This window comes from Sphingomonas sp. Marseille-Q8236 (assembly GCF_965112005.1).
Window position 1 is genome coordinate 2174389 of record NZ_CBCOPO010000001.1, and the last position, 17776, is coordinate 2192164.

At 65.2% G+C, this 17776-nt stretch carries 16 protein-coding genes and 1 tRNA gene; 11 read left to right on the plus strand and 6 right to left on the minus strand.

Features of this window, described 5'->3' with window-relative positions; genetic code table 11:
- Nucleotides 1-104: 104 nt before the first annotated feature.
- The 3 genes from ACWPWT_RS10470 to ACWPWT_RS10480 all read right to left on the minus strand — a co-directional run bounded on the left by ACWPWT_RS10470 (nt 105) and on the right by ACWPWT_RS10480 (nt 3953).
- Nucleotides 105-2204, minus strand: a complete 2100-nt coding sequence (locus ACWPWT_RS10470) for a TonB-dependent receptor (protein ID WP_454279582.1) — start codon at nt 2202-2204, stop codon at nt 105-107.
- A gap of 181 nt (nt 2205-2385) precedes the next feature.
- Nucleotides 2386-2850, minus strand: a complete 465-nt coding sequence (gene ruvX, locus ACWPWT_RS10475; protein ID WP_454279583.1) for a Holliday junction resolvase RuvX — start codon at nt 2848-2850, stop codon at nt 2386-2388.
- Complete coding sequence (locus tag ACWPWT_RS10480) at nt 2847-3953, minus strand: DUF3089 domain-containing protein (RefSeq protein WP_454279584.1); 1107 nt, start codon at nt 3951-3953, stop codon at nt 2847-2849. Before ACWPWT_RS10480 ends, ruvX begins: the two co-directional genes overlap by 4 nt.
- A gap of 138 nt (nt 3954-4091) precedes the next feature.
- Here ACWPWT_RS10480 and gatC point away from each other — a divergent pair, with 138 nt between their 5' ends.
- Genes gatC through gatB form a run of 4 tightly spaced genes read left to right on the plus strand, consistent with a single transcriptional unit; the run spans nt 4092 to nt 7748 of the window.
- On the plus strand, nt 4092-4379 hold the full coding sequence (gene gatC, locus ACWPWT_RS10485) for an Asp-tRNA(Asn)/Glu-tRNA(Gln) amidotransferase subunit GatC (protein ID WP_037568622.1): 288 nt from the start codon (nt 4092-4094) through the stop codon (nt 4377-4379).
- On the plus strand, nt 4379-5860 hold the full coding sequence (gene gatA / locus ACWPWT_RS10490) for an Asp-tRNA(Asn)/Glu-tRNA(Gln) amidotransferase subunit GatA (RefSeq protein ID WP_309696733.1): 1482 nt from the start codon (nt 4379-4381) through the stop codon (nt 5858-5860). The genes gatC and gatA overlap by 1 nt, the downstream gene beginning before the upstream one ends.
- Nucleotides 5854-6270 (plus strand): hypothetical protein, encoded by a 417-nt coding sequence (locus ACWPWT_RS10495; protein ID WP_454279585.1) that lies wholly within the window; start codon nt 5854-5856, stop codon nt 6268-6270. The genes gatA and ACWPWT_RS10495 overlap by 7 nt, the downstream gene beginning before the upstream one ends.
- Entirely contained in the window at nt 6267-7748 is a 1482-nt protein-coding gene (gene gatB / locus ACWPWT_RS10500; RefSeq protein ID WP_454279586.1) for an Asp-tRNA(Asn)/Glu-tRNA(Gln) amidotransferase subunit GatB, read from the plus strand. The genes ACWPWT_RS10495 and gatB overlap by 4 nt, the downstream gene beginning before the upstream one ends.
- A gap of 237 nt (nt 7749-7985) precedes the next feature.
- On the opposite strand, the gene ACWPWT_RS10505 is transcribed toward gatB, so the two are convergent.
- Complete coding sequence (locus tag ACWPWT_RS10505; RefSeq protein ID WP_307100131.1) at nt 7986-8228, minus strand: hypothetical protein; 243 nt, start codon at nt 8226-8228, stop codon at nt 7986-7988.
- Nucleotides 8229-8236: 8 nt separating this feature from the next.
- Entirely contained in the window at nt 8237-8395 is a 159-nt protein-coding gene (locus ACWPWT_RS10510; RefSeq protein WP_307100127.1) for a hypothetical protein, read from the minus strand.
- Nucleotides 8396-8517: 122 nt separating this feature from the next.
- Between ACWPWT_RS10510 and ACWPWT_RS10515 the strand changes: the two genes are divergently transcribed.
- From ACWPWT_RS10515 to ACWPWT_RS10545, 7 genes are all read left to right on the plus strand, one after another.
- Nucleotides 8518-8602 (plus strand) — tRNA-Leu (locus tag ACWPWT_RS10515).
- A gap of 59 nt (nt 8603-8661) precedes the next feature.
- Nucleotides 8662-10338 (plus strand): trigger factor, encoded by a 1677-nt coding sequence (tig, locus tag ACWPWT_RS10520; RefSeq protein ID WP_454279587.1) that lies wholly within the window; start codon nt 8662-8664, stop codon nt 10336-10338.
- A gap of 307 nt (nt 10339-10645) precedes the next feature.
- On the plus strand, nt 10646-11578 hold the full coding sequence (locus ACWPWT_RS10525) for a glycosyltransferase family 2 protein (protein WP_454279588.1): 933 nt from the start codon (nt 10646-10648) through the stop codon (nt 11576-11578).
- A 123-nt stretch (nt 11579-11701) separates the two neighbouring features.
- Nucleotides 11702-12391: an ATP-dependent Clp endopeptidase proteolytic subunit ClpP gene (clpP, locus tag ACWPWT_RS10530; RefSeq protein WP_261270983.1), complete on the plus strand. Its 690-nt coding sequence runs from the start codon at nt 11702-11704 to the stop codon at nt 12389-12391.
- 112 nt (nt 12392-12503) lie between these two features.
- Complete coding sequence (gene clpX, locus ACWPWT_RS10535) at nt 12504-13775, plus strand: ATP-dependent Clp protease ATP-binding subunit ClpX (protein WP_219020393.1); 1272 nt, start codon at nt 12504-12506, stop codon at nt 13773-13775.
- Between the two features lie 74 nt (nt 13776-13849).
- Nucleotides 13850-14443, plus strand: coding sequence for a GNAT family N-acetyltransferase (locus ACWPWT_RS10540; protein WP_454279589.1), 594 nt, complete (start codon nt 13850-13852; stop codon nt 14441-14443).
- Between the two features lie 204 nt (nt 14444-14647).
- Nucleotides 14648-15775, plus strand: coding sequence for a calcium:proton antiporter (locus tag ACWPWT_RS10545; RefSeq protein WP_454279590.1), 1128 nt, complete (start codon nt 14648-14650; stop codon nt 15773-15775).
- Nucleotides 15776-15904: 129 nt separating this feature from the next.
- Here the strand turns inward: ACWPWT_RS10545 and ACWPWT_RS10550 are convergent, their stop codons facing one another.
- Nucleotides 15905-17656, minus strand: coding sequence for a M1 family metallopeptidase (locus tag ACWPWT_RS10550; protein ID WP_454279591.1), 1752 nt, complete (start codon nt 17654-17656; stop codon nt 15905-15907).
- Nucleotides 17657-17776 lie beyond the last annotated feature (120 nt).

Consider the following 17776-nt stretch of genomic DNA (forward strand, 5'->3'; position numbering starts at 1 on the left):
TGCGGCAGGCTGTAGCTCGCCTGGAGGTTGACCAGATAGCGTCCGCCAATGCCCTGATCGTTGGTATAGGTGGCGAAGCGCGGGCCGACATAGTCGCCGATCGCCTAGATCTCGAACGGGCCGTCATTGATCGACACCACCGTCTTGTTCAGCCACTTGGCGGTGTTGGGGACATATTTGCCCGCGGTCAGGACGGTGCTTGTGCCGCTGACATAATTGTCGCGATATTTCGAGCTGTTGTACGATAGCGCGTTGTAGATCGACAGGTGCGGGCCGAAGCGCAAGGTCGCCGCCGCATCCACGCCATTGGTCTGCACCCGGCCGACATTCTGCAGGATCGACACGCCGCCGATGACCGAGGCGATGACCGGCGTCGCGCTGATCTGGAGCAGGCGATTGTCGAAATCGACATGATAGGCGCTGATCTGCCCCTCGATCGCGGTCAGCGGGCCGACGTCGAGCGCGTGGCGCGAGCGCAGGCCCGCCTCATAGGTCCAGGAGGTTTCGGGCGAGGTGTTCGCCTTGATCTGCTCGAACGCCTGCTGGCTGCCCACCGCGAAGGGCGACAGGCCCGCCGCGACCGAGGCCTGGAATTGGCGGACATTCTTCTGGATATGGCCGAACAGCTGGTCGTTGGCCGAAACGTCCCAGATCGCGCCGATCGCGGGCAGGAACCATTTCTTGGTGTTCAGTTGCCCCTCGGGATAGCCGGTCGAGGTGCCGGGCAGCGCGCCGGGCAGCGGCTGGGTCGGTACGCGGCCATCGGCGAATTGCAGGCTGGACTTGAAGCCCGCCTCGACCGTCACCGTCGGGGTGACGTGCCAGCGATCCTGCACATGCGTCTGGATCAGGTCGTATTTCGTGATCGCGGCATATTGGGTCAGGCGGCGCTTGGCGGGATCGGCCCATTCATAGGGCGAGGGCGGATTGTCGATGGGGGCCGCATACCAGCGGCGGAAGATGGTGTTGCGGTTATGCTCATACCATCCGCCCAGCTCGATCTCATGGTCGCCCGCACGGATCGCCAGCGTCGAGATGGCACCTTTCCGATCAATACCATATTCGGTGGTGCGCAGCGCATAGCCCGATCCGCCGAAGACCTGCTTCAGATCCTGCCCCGGATAATAGATGCGGAACAGGCCCGGCAGGCCCGCCGCCGCGATCGGGCCGGTGATCTGTCCCTGACCCTCGTCATGATGGTAATAGACCTGGTTGGTCCATGTCACCGCATCGCCGAAGCGGCGCTCATATTTGATATAGCCCAGATAGTCAGTGCGCTGCGCATCGCCGAAATAGTTCATGTAATTGTTGGGGTTGTTCGACGGCGGCGCGCCATTGGCATCGACATAGGCGAGCGCGGCCTGCCAGTTCGGATAGAGCAGCGAGCGGTAATAGGGCTCCAGCCCGCCCGCATTGTGCGCGACCGAATCCTGATTGGGCTCCGCCTTGTCCGAAATGTCGAAATAGCCGGTCAGCGTGCCGTTCTCGCCCTTGTGGACGAACTTGGCATTGCCTTGCCACCCGCCCTGGCGCGCGTTGAATTCCCAGGCGCGCGCCTTTTGCCGGACGACCGAGAGATAGCCGCTGTTGGTGCCGCCCAACCCCTCGACCTCGCCGCTGTCGATGCGCAGGAAGGTGCGGCTGGCGTCATAGCTGCCCAGCGTCTGCGCGAAGCGGACGCCCATCGTCGCGGCCGGGTCGCTCGAATAGGTTTCGATGCCGCCGCCCAGATTGCTGGCCGAGGCAGTGCCCAGATCGGCGGCGCCGGCGGTCAGGCGGACGCGCGCGACATTCTCGCTGATGACCGCGCGCTGCGGCGTCAGGCCGTTGTAATTGCCATAGGACTGGTCGCCCAGCGGCACGCCGTCCATGGTGAAGCCGAGCTGGTTCTGGTTGAAGCCATGAACGAACAGCGCAATATTCTGCTCGTTATTGCCCCAGGGATCGGCGGTCTCGAACTGCACGCCGGGCAGCGTCTGGATCGCCTTGACCGGGTTGGCACCGGGCAGCACCTTCTGGATCTCCGCCGCGCCCAACTCGACCGAGGAGCGCGTGGTGCGGGTCGCGGTCACGACGATCTGGTCGCCATTGGTCGCGGCCTCGGGCACCGCCGTATCGGACTGCTGCTGCGCCCAGGCGGGCATGGCGATGACGGCGGCGCCGATCATCAGCATCGAACGGGAAAGAACGGAAAAACGCTTCACGGCTAGGCCCCCCAAAGGCTTCGAAAGAAGCGGCGCAGCTAGGGGGCTTCGGTGACAGGTTAACGACTGGCTAAAGACCAATATATGACATTTTTGCCGAAACTGGTCGTTTTGCGGTCAACGGTCTGTCCCTTGTTCAAGGGTAATCTTTCCTCCCCTTCCAGGGGGAGGAAGGCATGGATTACGCCATCACCAGCGCGTCGATCGCTGCTTGCAGGATATGCGCGGCGGCGAGGTTGTCGATCCGCTCGGCGCGCTTGGCGCGGCTCATATCCTGTTCGATCATCGTCCGCTCGACCGCGACCGTCGACCAGCGTTCGTCCCACAGCAGGATGGGGCCAAGGTCGGCGCAGTTGCGGGCGAAGGCGCGGGTCGATTGCGAGCGTGGGCTCTCCGACCCATCGAGGTTCAGTGGCAGCCCGATGACAAGGCCCATCACTCCCTGCTGCGCGATCATCGCGATCAGCTGTTCCTTGTCCTTGGTGAACTTGGTCCGGCGGACCAGGGTGGCGGGGCTGGCGAAGCTCCATCCGGCATCGCACAGCGCGGTGCCGATCGTCTTGGTGCCGACGTCCAGCCCGATCAGCCGCCCGCCCGAGGGGAGGGCGGCACGGAATTCGCTACGGTCGGTGGTGATCAGGCTCATCGAAAGGCTTTCAAACGGCGCTCCGCATCGGCGCGGACATTCGCCCAGAACAGGCTATAGTCATAGACGTGGTAATTGTTGCCCGGCAGCACATAGGGGCCGACATTGGGCCCTTCGCCGATGGTCAGGATGCCGCGCCCCTCGCATTTGGCGGGTACACGGCCCGCGATGATGTCGGCGGTCTTGAGGTCGGAGGAGGGGAAGAGAGTCCCCAGATTGGCGGTCGCGGGAGCCTCCGCGCCCGACGTGCCGGTCAGCGGATTGGTACACAGCATCGCGCTGTCCTTGCGCGGTGCGCCGGTATAGCCGTTCGTCCTGTCGAACACGTCGAGGATCAGCGACGGGTCGGCGGGCTGTCCGAAACTCTGCCAGCTCAGGATGCAACCGGTCTGGTCCGCGCGCTCGCAGGCGGGAAGGCCCATGGCGGGCAGGTCGGCGGTCATCGAGATCGGCCAGCCCACGACATAGGCCGCGACGATCCGCCGCTTGAGCGCAGAATTCTGGGCCACCCGGTCGGTCAGCAGGCGTGACAGGTGCAGCGCACCTTGGCTATGCCCTGCCAGGATCAGGGGGCGCTTGGGATCGACCTGCGCCAGAAAGGCGGTGAAGGCGGCGTCCACGTCCCGGTAAGCGAGGCCGAGCGCGCGTTCGGCATCCTGGACGCTGGTCAGAAACGCCCCGAAGGTCGCCTGTCGATAGCGCGGGGCCCAGATGTCGCCCGCCGCATTGAACGCGCTGGCCTGTCCGCGCAGGAACAGTTCGGCGCGGGCGTTGGTCTCCGGATCGTCGATCGGCGCGTTCCAGTGCGACTTGTTGATGTACGATGTGGGGTGGATGAAGAAGATCGCGGCGCCGGTGCCGGGGCGGCCTGGCTCATAGCCGGCTGGAACCCAGGATGCGGGGTTGTTGGCGATGTCGGGCCGCGCCAGCCACAGGACCTTGCGCTCGTACAGATCGGCCGGGGGCGCCGCCTGAGCCCTGAACGATTCGGACGGGACCGTCGACCAGCGGAGCAGCTGATTGCCGAACAGCCGATAGGCGAAGGCGGCCGCGATCGTCAGCACGATGAGCGCCGCCACGACATAAAGGAATTTCCGCGCCAAATCGTCACTCCGTTGTGCGGTGCAGCAAAACTGGACGGCCTGCAATTGCTATCCATGATGCCCCACTTGTCCCCGTTGCAATCGCCGAGACGGCAAAAGCGTTGCGCGAAGCCGCGCGGCGATGCTAGCCGCAAATCCATGTCCGTAGATACCGCAACCGTGAAGAAGATCGCGAGCCTAGCCCGCATCGCGATCACCGAGGAGGACGCGACGCGCCTCGCCCCCGAGCTTGGGAACATCCTGGGCTGGATCGAGCAACTGGGTGAGGTCGACACCCAAGGGGTCGAGCCGATGACCGCGGTGATTCCGAACCAGCTTCGCCTGCGCGACGACGTCGTCAATGACGGCGGCATCCGCGACCTCCTCATGCAGAATGCGCCGCAGGCCGAACATGGCTTCTTCACGGTGCCCAAGGTGATCGAATAATGACTGATCTCACCACACTCGGCATCGCCGCCATCCGCGACGGCGTGCGCGACGGCCAGTTCAAGGCGCGCGAAGTCGCCGAGGCTTTCAACGCCAAGGTCGCGGGCGCGCGGGCGCTCAACGCCTTTCTGGTCGAAACCCCCGATCACGCGCTCGCCGCCGCCGATGCGGCCGACGCGGCGCGCGCGGCGGGCGAGACGCTCAAGCCGCTGGCGGGCGTGCCGATCGGCATGAAGGACCTGTTCGCGACCAAGGGCGTCGCGACCACCGCCGCAAGCAAGATCCTGGAAGGCTTCGTGCCGCCCTACGAATCGACGGTTTCGCAGAATCTGTGGAATGCGGGCGCAGGCATGCTCGGCAAGCTGAACCTCGACCAGTTCGCCATGGGCTCGTCCAACGAGACCAGCGCCTTCGGCAACGTCATCTCGCCTTGGCGGCGTCCGAACGACACCGCCGCGCTCGCCCCCGGCGGGTCGTCGGGCGGGTCGTCGACGGCGGTGTCCGCTGGCCTCGCGCCCGGCGCGACGGGCACCGACACGGGCGGCTCGATCCGCCAGCCCGCCGCCTTCACCGGCATTTCGGGCATCAAGCCGACCTATGGCCGCTGCTCGCGCTGGGGCACGATCGCCTTTGCCTCCTCGCTCGACCAGGCGGGCCCGATGGCGCGCGACGTGCGCGACTGCGCGATCATGCTGGAGGCGATGGCGGGCTTCGACGCCAAGGACGCGACCTCGCTGAAGCTCGACGTGCCGAACTGGGAAGCCGCACTGTCGGCGGACCTGAAGGGCAAGCGCGTCGGCGTGCCGAAGGAATATCGCGTCGACGGCATGCCCGCCGAGATCGAGGCGCTGTGGCAGCAGGGCATCGACTGGCTGCGCGATGCAGGCGCCGAGATCGTCGAGGTCTCGCTGCCCCACACCAAGTACGCGCTGCCTGCTTACTACATCATCGCGCCGGCCGAGGCGTCGTCCAACCTCGCCCGCTATGACGGCGTGCGCTACGGCCTGCGCGACCTGCCCGAAGGGGCGGGGTTGCAGGACATGTACGCCGCGACCCGCGCCGCCGGTTTCGGCGACGAGGTGAAGCGCCGCATCCTGATCGGCACCTATGTCCTGTCGGCGGGCTTCTACGATGCGTACTATACGCAGGCGCAGAAGGTCCGCACGCTGATCGCGCGCGATTTCGAGCGGGCGTTCGGTGAGTGCGACGTGCTCCTCACCCCGACCGCGCCGTCGGCGGCGTTCGCGCTGGGCGAGAAGCAGGCCGATCCATTGGCCATGTACCTTAACGACGTGTTCACGGTGCCCGCCTCGCTGGCGGGGCTCCCCGCCATGTCCGTGCCGGGCGGGCTGGACAAGGACGGGCTGCCGCTCGGCCTTCAGATCATCGGCAAGCCGCTGGACGAGCAAGGCGTGCTGAACGCCGGGCTGGCCATCGAACAGCGCGCGGGCTTCACCGCCCGTCCGCAGGCCTGGTGGTAAGCGACCGCGCCTTCACGGCCCGCAACATCGCGGTGTTGCGGGAAGCACAGGGCGCCCTGAACGTCGCGTTCGGGGCGATCCTCAGCGCCTATGTCGGCGTGTCGCTGACCAACATCGACAACCACCCCTTCGACCACCACATGCTGGCGCGGTTCTTCCTCGGGGTGGCGGGCTTCATCCTGTGCCTGTGCGTGGGCAACAGCGTGATCCTGCGCGGTGAGTTTCGGCTGGGCATCGCGTTTTTGATGCTGGGCGCGGGGGCGGCCTATATGGGGTTGATGGAGGCGCGGCATCTCGGCTTCGAGACCGCGATCCTGCGCATCCTGTCGACCTGCTGGATCGTCGCCCTGCTGGGCAGCAACGCCGTCCTGACGGCGATCAACTATCTTCATCATCGAGATCGAACATGAGCGAATATCGCATCCAGGGCGCGAGCGGAGAATGGGAGGTCGTGATCGGCCTGGAAGTCCATGCCCAGGTCACCTCCAACGCCAAGCTGTTCTCCGGCGCGGCGACCGCGTTCGGCGCGGAGCCCAATACCCAGGTCTCGCTGGTCGATGCCGCGATGCCCGGCATGCTGCCCGTGCCCAATATGGAGTGCATCCGCCAGGCGGTGCGCACCGGCATGGCGATCGATGCGCAGATCAACAAATGGTCGCGCTTCGACCGGAAGAATTACTTCTACGCTGATCTGCCGCAGGGCTATCAGATTAGCCAGCTCTACCACCCGCTGGTGGGCGAGGGCGCGATCGAGATCAGCCTGGACGAGAAGAACCCCGACGGCCCGACCAAGTCGATCGGCGTCGAGCGTATCCATGTCGAGCAGGATGCGGGCAAGCTGATGCATGACCAGCATCCGACCCGCTCCTATGTCGACCTCAACCGCTCGGGCGTGGCGCTGATGGAGATCGTCAGCCGCCCCGACATGCGCTCGCCCGCCGAAGCAGGGGCTTATCTCCGCAAGCTGCGCGCGATCCTGCGGTACGTGGGTAGCTGCGACGGCAATATGGAAGAGGGCTCGATGCGCGCCGACGTGAACGTGTCGGTCCGCAAAGTGGGCGACGAGTTCGGCACGCGTACCGAGACGAAGAACGTCAACTCGGTCCGCTTCGTCATGGCCGCGATCGAATATGAGGCGAAGCGCCAGGTCGCGGTGCTGGAGGATGGCGGCAAGATCGTCCAGGAAACCCGTCTGTTTAACGTTGAGAGCGGCACGACGCGCTCGATGCGGTCGAAGGAAGATGCGCATGATTACCGCTACTTCCCCGACCCCGACCTGCTGCCGCTGGAGCTGACCGACGTCTTCGTCGAGGAATGCCGCGCCAGCCTGCCCGAACTGCCCGACGCCAAGCGTCGCCGTTACGAGGCGCTGGGCCTGACCCCGTATAATGCGGGCGTGCTGACCGCCGAGGTCGAGACGGCGCGCTGGTTCGACGGGCTGCTGGAGGCGCTGGAAGGCACGAGCGCCAAGCCCGCACAGGCGGCCAACTGGGTCGCGGCCGAACTATTCGGTGCGCTGAACCGGCTGGGCAAGGACATCGCCGAAAGCCCAGTCTCGCCTGCGCAGGCTGCCGAACTGCTGGCGCTGGTCGCCGACGGTACGCTGTCGGGCAGCCTGTCCAAGCAGGTGTTCGAGATCATGCTGGAGACGGGTGACGGTCCCTCGAAGATCGTTGAGGAGCGTGGCCTCAAGCAGACCAGCGACACCGGCGCGATCGAGGCTGTGATCGCCGAGGTTCTGGAAAAGAACCCCAACCAGCTGGGCCAGTATCGCGCAGGCAAGGAGGCGCTGTTCGGCTTCTTCGTCGGTCAGACGATGAAGGCGATGGGCGGCAAGGCCAACCCGGCGGTGGTCAACGACCTGCTGAAGAAAGCGCTGGCGGGGTAAGCCCTATCATTGCGAGGAGCGGAGCGACGCGGGACAACCCCGGTTATCCGGATATGTGGTCCTGGATTGCTTCGCTTCAGCCGCAATGACGGTCTGTAATTTCCTCCCCGGTACGGGGAGGGGGACCGCCGAGTAGCGGTGGTGGAGGGGGCTCGCAACGAGGTGTATCCTGCGTGGCGAGCCCCCCTCCGTCAGGCCTGACGGCCTGCCACCTCCCCGTGCCGGGGAGGATTAAGTTTACTGCGCGTCCAAATCCTGGTTGCGCACCACACCGCCGGTCCCGCCGACGCCGTCATGTTCGCCCGAACTGGTAAACGTCACCGGTTCCTCGCCACCTTCGCCACGTTTGACCGCGTCGGAGCGCGCCTCGACCGCCTGCTCGATATCGCTGCGCTCGTCCTCGCGCGGCGGGCTGTCGGGGTTGTTCTCCGGCGCCTCGGCGGGTGGGCTGTCGGGATGGTTTTCGGGGTTGGTCGCCATCGTCTTCCTCAAATCTGCGGGGGCTGCTGCGTGCCGGGGTCGCCGGGGCCGGTGCCGGGGGCGGGCTGGTCGATATCGGGGCCGGGCGGCACGATTTCGGGCGGGGGCGCGTCGGGCTGCGCGGGCTGGGTCGGCTGCGGGCTTTCGGGCGGGGGCTGGGTGGCCATTCTCGCTCTCCAATTCGGACTGGGGAGGGGATAAACGCATCGCGACCGCACATGTTGCCTGTTGTCCCTTGCCGAAGCCGCCCATGGTGATATAGACGCGCGCCCATCGGCGGTGTCCTCGTGCGGGCGTGGCGGAACTGGTAGACGCGCTGGATTTAGGTTCCAGTATCGTAAGATGTGGGGGTTCGAGTCCCTTCGCCCGCACCAGTCCCCGGTCAAAACGGGGCGACAGCCACACGGAATTTCTCCAGATTGAAGGCCTTTAGATGCAGACTGTCGAGACGCTGAACGAGGGGCTGAAGCGCGCCTACACGCTCACCATCACCGCCCAGGATATCGAGGGCAAGGTCGATGCCGAACTGAAGCGCATCGCTCCGCAGATGAAGATGCCCGGCTTCCGCCCCGGCAAGGTGCCCGCGAATCTCGTTCGCAAGATGCACGGCCCGGCGCTGCTGCAGGACGCGCTGAACACCGCGCTGCAGGAAGGCGTGCAGTCGCTGATCGCCGAGCAGGGCCTGCGCCCCGCCATGCAGCCGCAGGTCGAACTGGCCGAGGGCTATGAGCAGGGCCAGGACGCCAAGCTGACCGTCACGCTCGAAGTGCTGCCGCAGGTCCCGACCCCCGCGATCGACGCGCTGAAGCTGGAGCGTCTGACCGTTCCGGTTGCCGACGAGGCGGTGGACGAGCAGCTCCAGAAGTTCGCCGATCAGCAGAAGCGCTGGGACGATGCGGGCGAGAAGGCCGCGGAGCAGGGCGACCAGGTCACCGTCGACTTCGTCGGCAAGACCGCGGACGGCGTCGCTTTCGAGGGCGGCTCGGGCGAGGACATGGCCGTCGAGATCGGTGGCGGTCGCCTGATCCCCGGTTTCGAGGACCAGCTGGTCGGCGTGAAGGCCGGTGAAGAGAAGCAGATCTCGGTCACCTTCCCCGAAGACTATCCCGCCAAGGACCTGGCCGGTCAGCCCGCGACCTTCGACCTGACGATCAAGTCGGTGAAGACCGCCGGCGAAGCCAAGATCGACGACGAGATGGCCAAGAATCTGGGCCTCGAAAGCTTGGAGCAGCTGCGCGGCCTGCTGAAGGGGCAGATCGAGCAGGAGCATAACGGCCTGACCCGCACCTATATGAAGCGCAAGCTGCTCGACCAGCTGGCCGATGGTCACGACTTCGAAGTGCCGCCGTCGATGGTCGAGGCCGAGTTCTCGCAGATCTGGGCGCAGCTCGAGCATGAAGCGACCCATGAGGAAGACCCCGAGGCCGCCAAGGCCGAGATGGAGAAGGAGCGCGACGATTATCAGAAGATCGCCGAGCGCCGCGTCCGTCTGGGCCTGCTCCTCTCGGAGATCGGCCAGGCCAATGGCGTCGAAGTGACCGCGCAGGAAATGAACCGCCTGATCGCGCAGGCCGCGCAGCAGTACGGCCCCGAGGATCGCCAGCGCTTCATCCAGTATATCCAGCAGGAGCCGATGGCCGCCGCCCAGCTGCGCGCCCCGCTCTATGAGGACAAGGTCGTCGACTTCCTGTTCGGCAAGGCCGAGATCACCGACCGCGAGACCACCCGTGAGGAACTGGAAGCCGCGATCGAGAGCGAGGACGGTTTCGCTTCGGGCACGCATGTCCACAATCATGATCACGACCATGGTCATGACCACGGCGCGAAGAAGCCCGCCAAGGCGAAGGCCAAGAAGGCCGACGTGACCGAGGACGCGGCCGGCGAGACGACCGGCGAGGAAGCACCGAAGAAGGCGACCCGCGCGAAGAAGGCTCCGGCCGAGGCCGAGGCCGAAGCCGAGGCGGAAGCGCCTGCCGAAGCGACCGAGGAAGCCGCGCCCGCCAAGAAGCCGCGTGCGAAGAAGGCAGCCGCTCCGGCGGACGGTGAGGCCGAGGCGGCCGAAGCCCCCGCCAAGAAGCCGCGCGCGAAGAAGGCCGCGCCGACCGAATAATCGGAAGGCGCTGCGGACTCCGGTTCGTAACGAAACAGGGAAGGGCGGTCGCGCGAGCGGTCGCCCTTCCTGTATCAGGGCGCACCGATCTTCCTCCCCTGCAAGGGGAGGTGGCAGGCCGCAGGCCTGACGGAGGGGTGTCACGCGTGGTGAGGTCGAACCACTTTCGCGACCGGGGACACCCCTCCACCAGCTTCGCTGGTTCCCCTCCCCTTGCAGGGGAGGAATGTTATACGAGCATCTCGCCATGTCAGGTGGCGCAGAGGGACGGAGGGCGGGATCGCCCGCCTTTTGACGAGGACTAGGTGTGAACGAGACCCGGATCGCGGTGCTGCTGCCCTGCTATAACGAAGAGGCGGCGATTGAGCAGACCATCGCAGGGTTTCGGGAGGCGCTGCCGAACGCCGCCATCTATGTCTACGACAATAACAGCAAGGACCGCACGATCGAGGTCGCACGGGCGGCTGGCGCGATCGTCCGGTCGGAACGTATCCAGGGCAAGGGCGCGGTGGTGCGCCGCATGTTCGCCGATATCGACGCGGACATCTATGTCATGGCCGATGGCGACGCGACCTATGACGCGGCGTCCGCCCCCGATCTGGTGCGGCGCGTGGTCGAGGAACAGCTCGACATGGTGGTCGGACAGCGGATCAGCGAGGCCGAGCTGGCCTATCGTCGCGGACATCGGTTCGGCAATGCGATGCTGACGGGAATGCTCGCCAAGCTGTTTGGGCGGAGTTTCACCGACATCCTCTCGGGCTACCGCGTCTTTTCGCGTCGCTTCGTCAAAAGCTTCCCCGTCCTGTCGGTCGGCTTCGAGATCGAGACCGAAATCAGCGTTCATGCGCTCGAACTCAAAATGCCCTGCGCCGAAATCGCGACGCCCTATTATGCGCGGCCCGAGGGGTCGGCGTCGAAGCTGAGCACCTATTCGGATGGCTGGCGCATCCTGCGCACCATCCTGAAGCTCTATCGGATCGAGCGGCCCATGTGGTTCTTCGGCGCGATCGCCGCGCTGTTCGCGGGCGTGGCGGTGCTGCTCGCGGTGCCGTTGATCCTGACCTATGTGGAAACGCATCAGGTGCCGCGCTTCCCGACGGCGATCCTGTCGACCGGGCTGATGCTGCTGGCCGGACTTAACCTGTTCACCGGGCTGATCCTCGATACGGTGGTGCGCGGGCGGCAGGAGGTGCGGCGGCTGGCCTATCTGGCGCTGCCCGCGCCGGGGAATGCCCGCTAATCCGATTTTCATTCCTGAAAGAGATAATCGCTGCACGGCAACATTGTTGGGGTGTCGCCGGGGCTTGAATATGCGCGGGCATCACGCGACATAGGGGCTCTTCTGGGCATAAGAGAGATTTCCATGCACAATCCGTTCGAGACCGGCGATTTCGCGAGCCCGCTGGCGCATGCCGGTGTGGGGCTTCGGCAGACGCAGGCCGGTCTGGTTCCGATCGTCATCGAACAGTCGAACCGCGGCGAACGGTCGTTCGATATTTTCAGCCGCCTGCTCCGCGAGCGCATCATCTTCGTCACCGGCGGTGTCGAGGACGGCATGGCCTCGCTGATCTGCGCGCAGCTGCTGTTCCTTGAATCGGAAAATCCGAAGAAGGACATCTATATGTACATCAACTCGCCGGGCGGTGTCGTCACGGCGGGCATGGCGATCCATGACACGATGCAGTATATCCGTCCGCGCGTCGGCACCCTCTGCATCGGCCAGGCCGCATCGATGGGCAGCTTTCTGCTGGCCGCCGGCGAACCGGGCATGCGCTTTGCGACGACGAACAGCCGCATCATGATCCACCAGCCTTCGGGCGGGGCGCAGGGCATGGCGGCCGATATCGAAATCCAGGCGCGCGAAATCCTGCGCATGCGGCATTTCCTGAACACACTGTACGCCAAATATACCGGCAAGCCGCTGGAGGAGATCGAGCGTGCGATGGATCGCGACAAGTTCATGAGCTCCGAGGAAGCCAAGGAGTTCGGTTTGATCGATCAGGTGTTCGACAAGCGTCCGGTCCCGGCCGACGACGCGTCGGCCGCCGCATAAGGCGGGCCGTTCACTATGAACGGTTTATTTCGATTGTGACTTTATCGGGGTGCGGTACGATGCGCACCCCGGCAACGGTAGCGCACCGTTTGATGGGTGCGAGAGGTGATTGATGGACAAGGTGAGCGGTGGCAACTCGAAAAGCACCCTCTATTGCTCGTTCTGCGGCAAGTCGCAGCACGAGGTGCGCAAGCTGATCGCGGGGCCGACCGTCTTCATTTGCGACGAGTGCGTGGAGCTGTGCAACGACATCATCCGTGAGGAGACCAAGTCCGCTTTGGTGTCCAAGAAGGATGGTGGCGTGCCGACGCCGCAGGAAATCTGCAACGTGCTCGACGATTATGTCATCGGGCAGAAGCAGGCCAAGCGCGTCCTGTCGGTTGCGGTGCACAACCATTATAAGCGCCTGAACCACGGCGCGAAGGGCGCCGATGTCGAACTCGCCAAGTCGAACATCCTGCTTGTCGGCCCGACCGGCTGCGGCAAGACGCTGCTCGCGCAGACGCTGGCGCGCATCCTCGACGTGCCGTTCACCATGGCGGACGCGACGACGCTGACCGAAGCCGGTTATGTCGGCGAGGATGTCGAGAACATCATCCTCAAGCTGCTTCAGGCGTCGGACTATAATGTCGAGCGTGCGCAGCGCGGCATCGTGTACATCGACGAGATCGACAAGATCAGCCGCAAGGCCGAGAATCCCTCGATCACTCGCGACGTGTCGGGCGAGGGCGTCCAGCAGGCGCTGCTCAAGCTGATGGAAGGCACGACCGCCAGCGTTCCGCCCCAGGGCGGCCGCAAGCATCCGCAGCAGGAATTCCTGCAGGTCGACACGACGAACATCCTGTTCATCTGCGGCGGCGCGTTCGCGGGTCTGGAAAAGATCATCGGCGACCGTCTGCAGGGCAAGTCGATCGGCTTCGGTGCCTATGTCGCGGCTCCCGAGGAGAAGCGGACCGGCGAATATCTGCGCCAGACCGAGCCCGAGGATCTGCTGAAGTTCGGCCTGATCCCCGAATTCGTCGGGCGTCTGCCGGTCATCGCGACGCTTGAGGACTTGGACATTGCGGCGCTGGTCAAGATTCTGTCCGAGCCGAAGAACGCACTGGTCAAGCAGTATCAGAAGCTGTTCGAGATGGAGAGCGTCGAACTCGACTTCACCGACGATGCGCTGACCACGGTCGCCAAGAAGGCGATCGAGCGCAAGACCGGCGCACGCGGGCTTCGCTCGATCCTGGAGGGCATCTTGCTCGACACCATGTTCGACCTGCCCGGCATGGACGGCGTCGATGAAGTGATGGTCGACAAGGACGTGGTCGAGGGCCGCAAGGAGCCGATCCGCGTCTATGCCGAAAAGGCGAAGAAGAAGGACGATGCGGCGGCCTGATCGCCAGCCGCACGGCCGATGGTAGAAAGCGGGCGCTTCCGAAAGGGGCGCCCGTTTTTCATGAGGGCGATGCGATGACCGTGATGCGCGATGCGGTGAGTGCGGACCGGGTGGCGGTGGCGCGGATGCTGGGCCGCGCTTTCGCGGACGATCCGGCCATGTCCTATATCTTTCCGGATCCGACCGACCGGGCAAGGCGCCTGCCGCGCCTGTTTGCACTGCTGTTCGACAGCGATGCGGTCGGGATGCGGCTGGTGAGCGAAGAGGCGGATGCGGGAACCTTTTGGCGACCGCCCGGGCAGGCGCATGTGCCGACCATGGCCTTTGTCCGCCGGCTGATCCCCGTGCTGCACGCCCTGGGGCCATCGCTGCCCCGCGCGATGCGGCTGGGCGATGCTGTCGAAGCGCATTTTCCGGCCGGGCCCTTCTGGTATCTGCACATTGCGGGCGTCGATCCGGCGCAGCAGGGACGGGGGCTGGGCGGCGCGTCGATCCGCGCAGGGCTCGCCAGATGCGACGCGGACGGCGTGCCCGCCTATCTAGAGACCGCGACCGAGAGCAATGTCGGGCTCTACGCGCGGTTGGGGTTCGAGCTGACGGGGCAATGGTCGGTCCCGAAAGGCGGCCCACGCTTCTGGTCGATGATGCGGCCGGTCGGGGGAAAGTAAATTCGTCTCCGGTAAGCCTGCCTCATCGGGATAAGCTGTGTCATCCCGTTGAGGGCTTTGTCCCCATGACGACCCCGAGCGGCGCGACCTGCATTTGGTTGCGACGTCGCAATGATTTTCTTCCTGATCGGGAGCCAACAGGGCGGTTGGCGCATTGGCATGACAGGAATGTCATCATGCCATGACGAGGAGACCCGACCAGCCATGAGCGAACCCGACGCCATCGTCTCCCCCGGACAAAAGCGCGCATTGCTCCAGCGTCTGTTGATGCCCTGGTGGACCCTGGTGTTCCCGTTGCTGGGCCTGCTGGCCATCGCCGTGTCGCTCTACAAGATGGGGACGGTGGGGGTGGTCGTCGCGGCGATCATTCTGTTCGGCTGCGTGCTGTCGGCGGTGCATCAGGCCGAGGTCGTCGCCCACCGGGTCGGCGAGCCGTTCGGCACGCTCGTCCTGGCGGTCGCGGTGACGGTGATCGAGGTATCTCTGATCGTCAGTCTGATGCTGTCCGATGCCGGCGATGCCTCCAGCCTGGCGCGCGATACCGTGTTCGCGGCGATCATGATCATCCTCAACGGTATTGTCGGCCTCTGCCTGCTGGCGGGGGGCGTGCAGCATGGCGAGCAGCGCTTCTCGCTGCGGGGCGCCAGTTCGTCGCTGAACGTGCTGACCGCGATGGTCGTGCTATCGCTGGTCCTGCCCAATTACGTCTCGTCCGCGCCGGGGCCGACCTATGCCACCTCGCAGTTGGTCTTCGTCGCGATCGTCAGCGTCATCCTCTACGGCACCTTCGTCATGGTGCAGACGGTGCGGCACCGCGACTATTTCCTGCCCGGGCGTGAGGATCTGCCCGCCGACGCCCATGCCGAGCCGCCGACCAATGCGGCTGCCTGGGCGGCATTGGGGATGCTGCTGGTCGCGTTGGTCGGCGTGGTGCTGCTCGCCAAGGGGTTGTCGGGGATCGTCGAGGCGGCGATCCTGAACGCCGGACTGCCGCTCGCCATCGTCGGCGTGGTCATCGCGGCGCTGGTCCTCGCGCCCGAAAGCCTGGCGGCGTACCGGGCGGCGAAGCGGAACCGGTTGCAGACCAGCCTCAACCTCGCGTTGGGCTCGGCGTTGGCGACGATCGGGCTGACCATTCCGGCGGTGGCGATCGTGTCGCTGATCCTGGGCCTCCCGCTCGCGCTGGGGATCGGGGCCAAGCAGATGATCCTGCTGGTGCTGTCGTTGTTCACCATCACCCTGACGCTGGGCAATGGCCGGACCACCGTGCTGGGCGGCGCGGTGCATCTGGTGATCTTCGCGGCCTATCTGTTCGTGACGGTGGTGCCGTGATTTTGAGCGCCATCCTCCGTTCAGCCTGAGCGAAGTCGAAGGCCAAGGGAATTCGGTGGGACCGGGCACGCTTGGAACCGCGTTCGGTCCGTGGCCTTCGACTTCGCTCAGGCTGAACGGAGGGCGGGCTTACTTCTTGGTCTTCGCCGCCCGTTCCGCCTTCCACGCTCGGAACTGTTCGATCGCGACCGAGCGTTTCAGAACCTTCGCCCAGGGATCGACCACGACGTGCGCGCCTTCGGGAAGGGGCAAGGTGCCCGTGCCGTCCGTCATCGGCAACGTCTCGACCCTATCGCCCACCTGCACATCGACCGGGATCGGGAAGGGCCCGCCGCCGGGCACCTTCCATGTCAGGGTCAGCTGATCGCCGCTACGCGTCTCGACGATCTCGGGCAACGCCGCCTGGCGCAGATAGACGTTGAAGAACCAGCCATAATCCTTGCCCGTCACCTGCCGGACAAAGCCCTCATATTCCCTGGTCGAGCCATAGCGCGGCGTGAAATTCCCCGGCTTCGGATCGGTGCGACCATAGACGGCAAGTCGCGTCACGTCCCAAAAGGCCTTGTCGCCGATCAGGTTGCGCAGGGTGTGGAGCATCCACGACCCCTTCATATAGATGTCGAGACCGGGGCCGCCCTTGGCGTCCTCATAGACGTCCTGCTCGGACATGCTGCGATCATGGACGATAGGCGACTTGTTCGCGATCTGGCCGCGCTGCGCATCCATCATCACCGCATAGCGCGCTTTGCCCTCGCGCCAGCGGCCATAGCTGGGCTGCATGTAACTGCCATAGCCCTCGTGCAGCCAGAAATCGTCCCAGTCGACATTGGTCAGCTGGTTGCCGAACCATTCATGGCTGAACTCATGCTGGAACAGCCAGTCGAAGCCCTCGGGCGCCTTGGCATATTCATTGCCGTACGCGTTGATCGTCTGGTGCTCCATGCCCTTGTGCGGGGTTTCGACCACGCCCAGCTTCTCGTCGCCGAAGGGGAAGGGGCCGACCGTCGATTCGAAGAAATCCAGCGTCGGCGCGAACTCGGCGAACAGGCCTTCGGCCTTCTGCTTCTCGCCGGGCAGATACCAGTAGAACATCGGGATCGTATTGCCGAAGCGGCTCTTGTACGAACCCTCGACCACCTCATAGGGCCCGACGTTCAGCGCGATGGCATAGGTGTTGGGATGCTTGGTCCGCCAGTTCCAGCGGGTGCGTCCGTCGGGCAGCGTATCGACGCCCAGCAGCACGCCGTTGGAGGGGGCCTTCAACCCCTTGGGCACGGTGATGTGGAGCGTGACGACCCCCGGCTCGCCCATCGGATAGTCGAGGCAGGGCCAGAACAGGTCGCAGCCATAACCCTGTGCGGTCGTCGCGAACCAGGGGCGGCCGTCCGGTGTCTTGGCCCAGACCACGCCCGTGTCCCAGGGCGCGCGCACCGCGACATGCGGAGTGCCGCCATAGGTGATCTTCGCGCTCACCTTCTGACCGGCACGCAGCGCGCGGGGCAGGGTGATGACGAGTTGTCCTTCCGGATTGGACCATTGGCCGGGCTTCAACGATTTGCCGTCGATCGCGATCGCCTGGACCGGCAGATTCTTGTCCAGATCGATCACCAGCCGGGCAAGCGGCGCCTTGGCGGTAAAGCCCAGCACCGCAATGCCGTTCAATTCTTCCGTATCGGGCAGAACCTCGAACGAAAGGTCCGCGCTGTCGAAGCGCATGGCCAGCTGTTCGGGGGGACGCACGCCGCCCGACACCATGGTCTGTGCGGTCAGCGGGGGCTCCCCCTTGGCCGGAAGGGCCTTCGCGGTTTGCGCTGCGAGCGGGGCGGCGGAGAGAAGCGAGGAGGCGAGCAGCGCAGCAGCGCAGTTCCGTATACGATCCATGGCACATGGTGTCGCCCAAGCGGACCGGCTTGGCAAGCGGCGCGCACATCGCCTTATCGCACGGACGATTGATGGATCGGCAACCCTCCCCATATATAGTGACGAACGGGCCCCGTTGGG

Bases quoted from the DNA above. Each gene is read 5' to 3' on its own strand.
- clpX (WP_219020393.1), top strand. From the start codon at position 12,504: ATGGACAAGGTGAGCGGTGGCAACTCGAAAAGCACCCTCTATTGCTCG.
- ACWPWT_RS10505 (WP_307100131.1), bottom strand. From the start codon at position 8,228: ATGGCGACCAACCCCGAAAACCATCCCGACAGCCCACCCGCCGAGGCG.
- ACWPWT_RS10550 (WP_454279591.1), bottom strand. From the start codon at position 17,656: ATGGATCGTATACGGAACTGCGCTGCTGCGCTGCTCGCCTCCTCGCTT.
- ACWPWT_RS10545 (WP_454279590.1), top strand. From the start codon at position 14,648: ATGAGCGAACCCGACGCCATCGTCTCCCCCGGACAAAAGCGCGCATTG.
- gatA (WP_309696733.1), top strand. From the start codon at position 4,379: ATGACTGATCTCACCACACTCGGCATCGCCGCCATCCGCGACGGCGTG.
- ruvX (WP_454279583.1), bottom strand. From the start codon at position 2,850: ATGAGCCTGATCACCACCGACCGTAGCGAATTCCGTGCCGCCCTCCCC.
- gatB (WP_454279586.1), top strand. From the start codon at position 6,267: ATGAGCGAATATCGCATCCAGGGCGCGAGCGGAGAATGGGAGGTCGTG.
- gatC (WP_037568622.1), top strand. From the start codon at position 4,092: ATGTCCGTAGATACCGCAACCGTGAAGAAGATCGCGAGCCTAGCCCGC.
- clpP (WP_261270983.1), top strand. From the start codon at position 11,702: ATGCACAATCCGTTCGAGACCGGCGATTTCGCGAGCCCGCTGGCGCAT.
- tig (WP_454279587.1), top strand. From the start codon at position 8,662: ATGCAGACTGTCGAGACGCTGAACGAGGGGCTGAAGCGCGCCTACACG.
- ACWPWT_RS10540 (WP_454279589.1), top strand. From the start codon at position 13,850: ATGACCGTGATGCGCGATGCGGTGAGTGCGGACCGGGTGGCGGTGGCG.
- ACWPWT_RS10510 (WP_307100127.1), bottom strand. From the start codon at position 8,395: ATGGCCACCCAGCCCCCGCCCGAAAGCCCGCAGCCGACCCAGCCCGCG.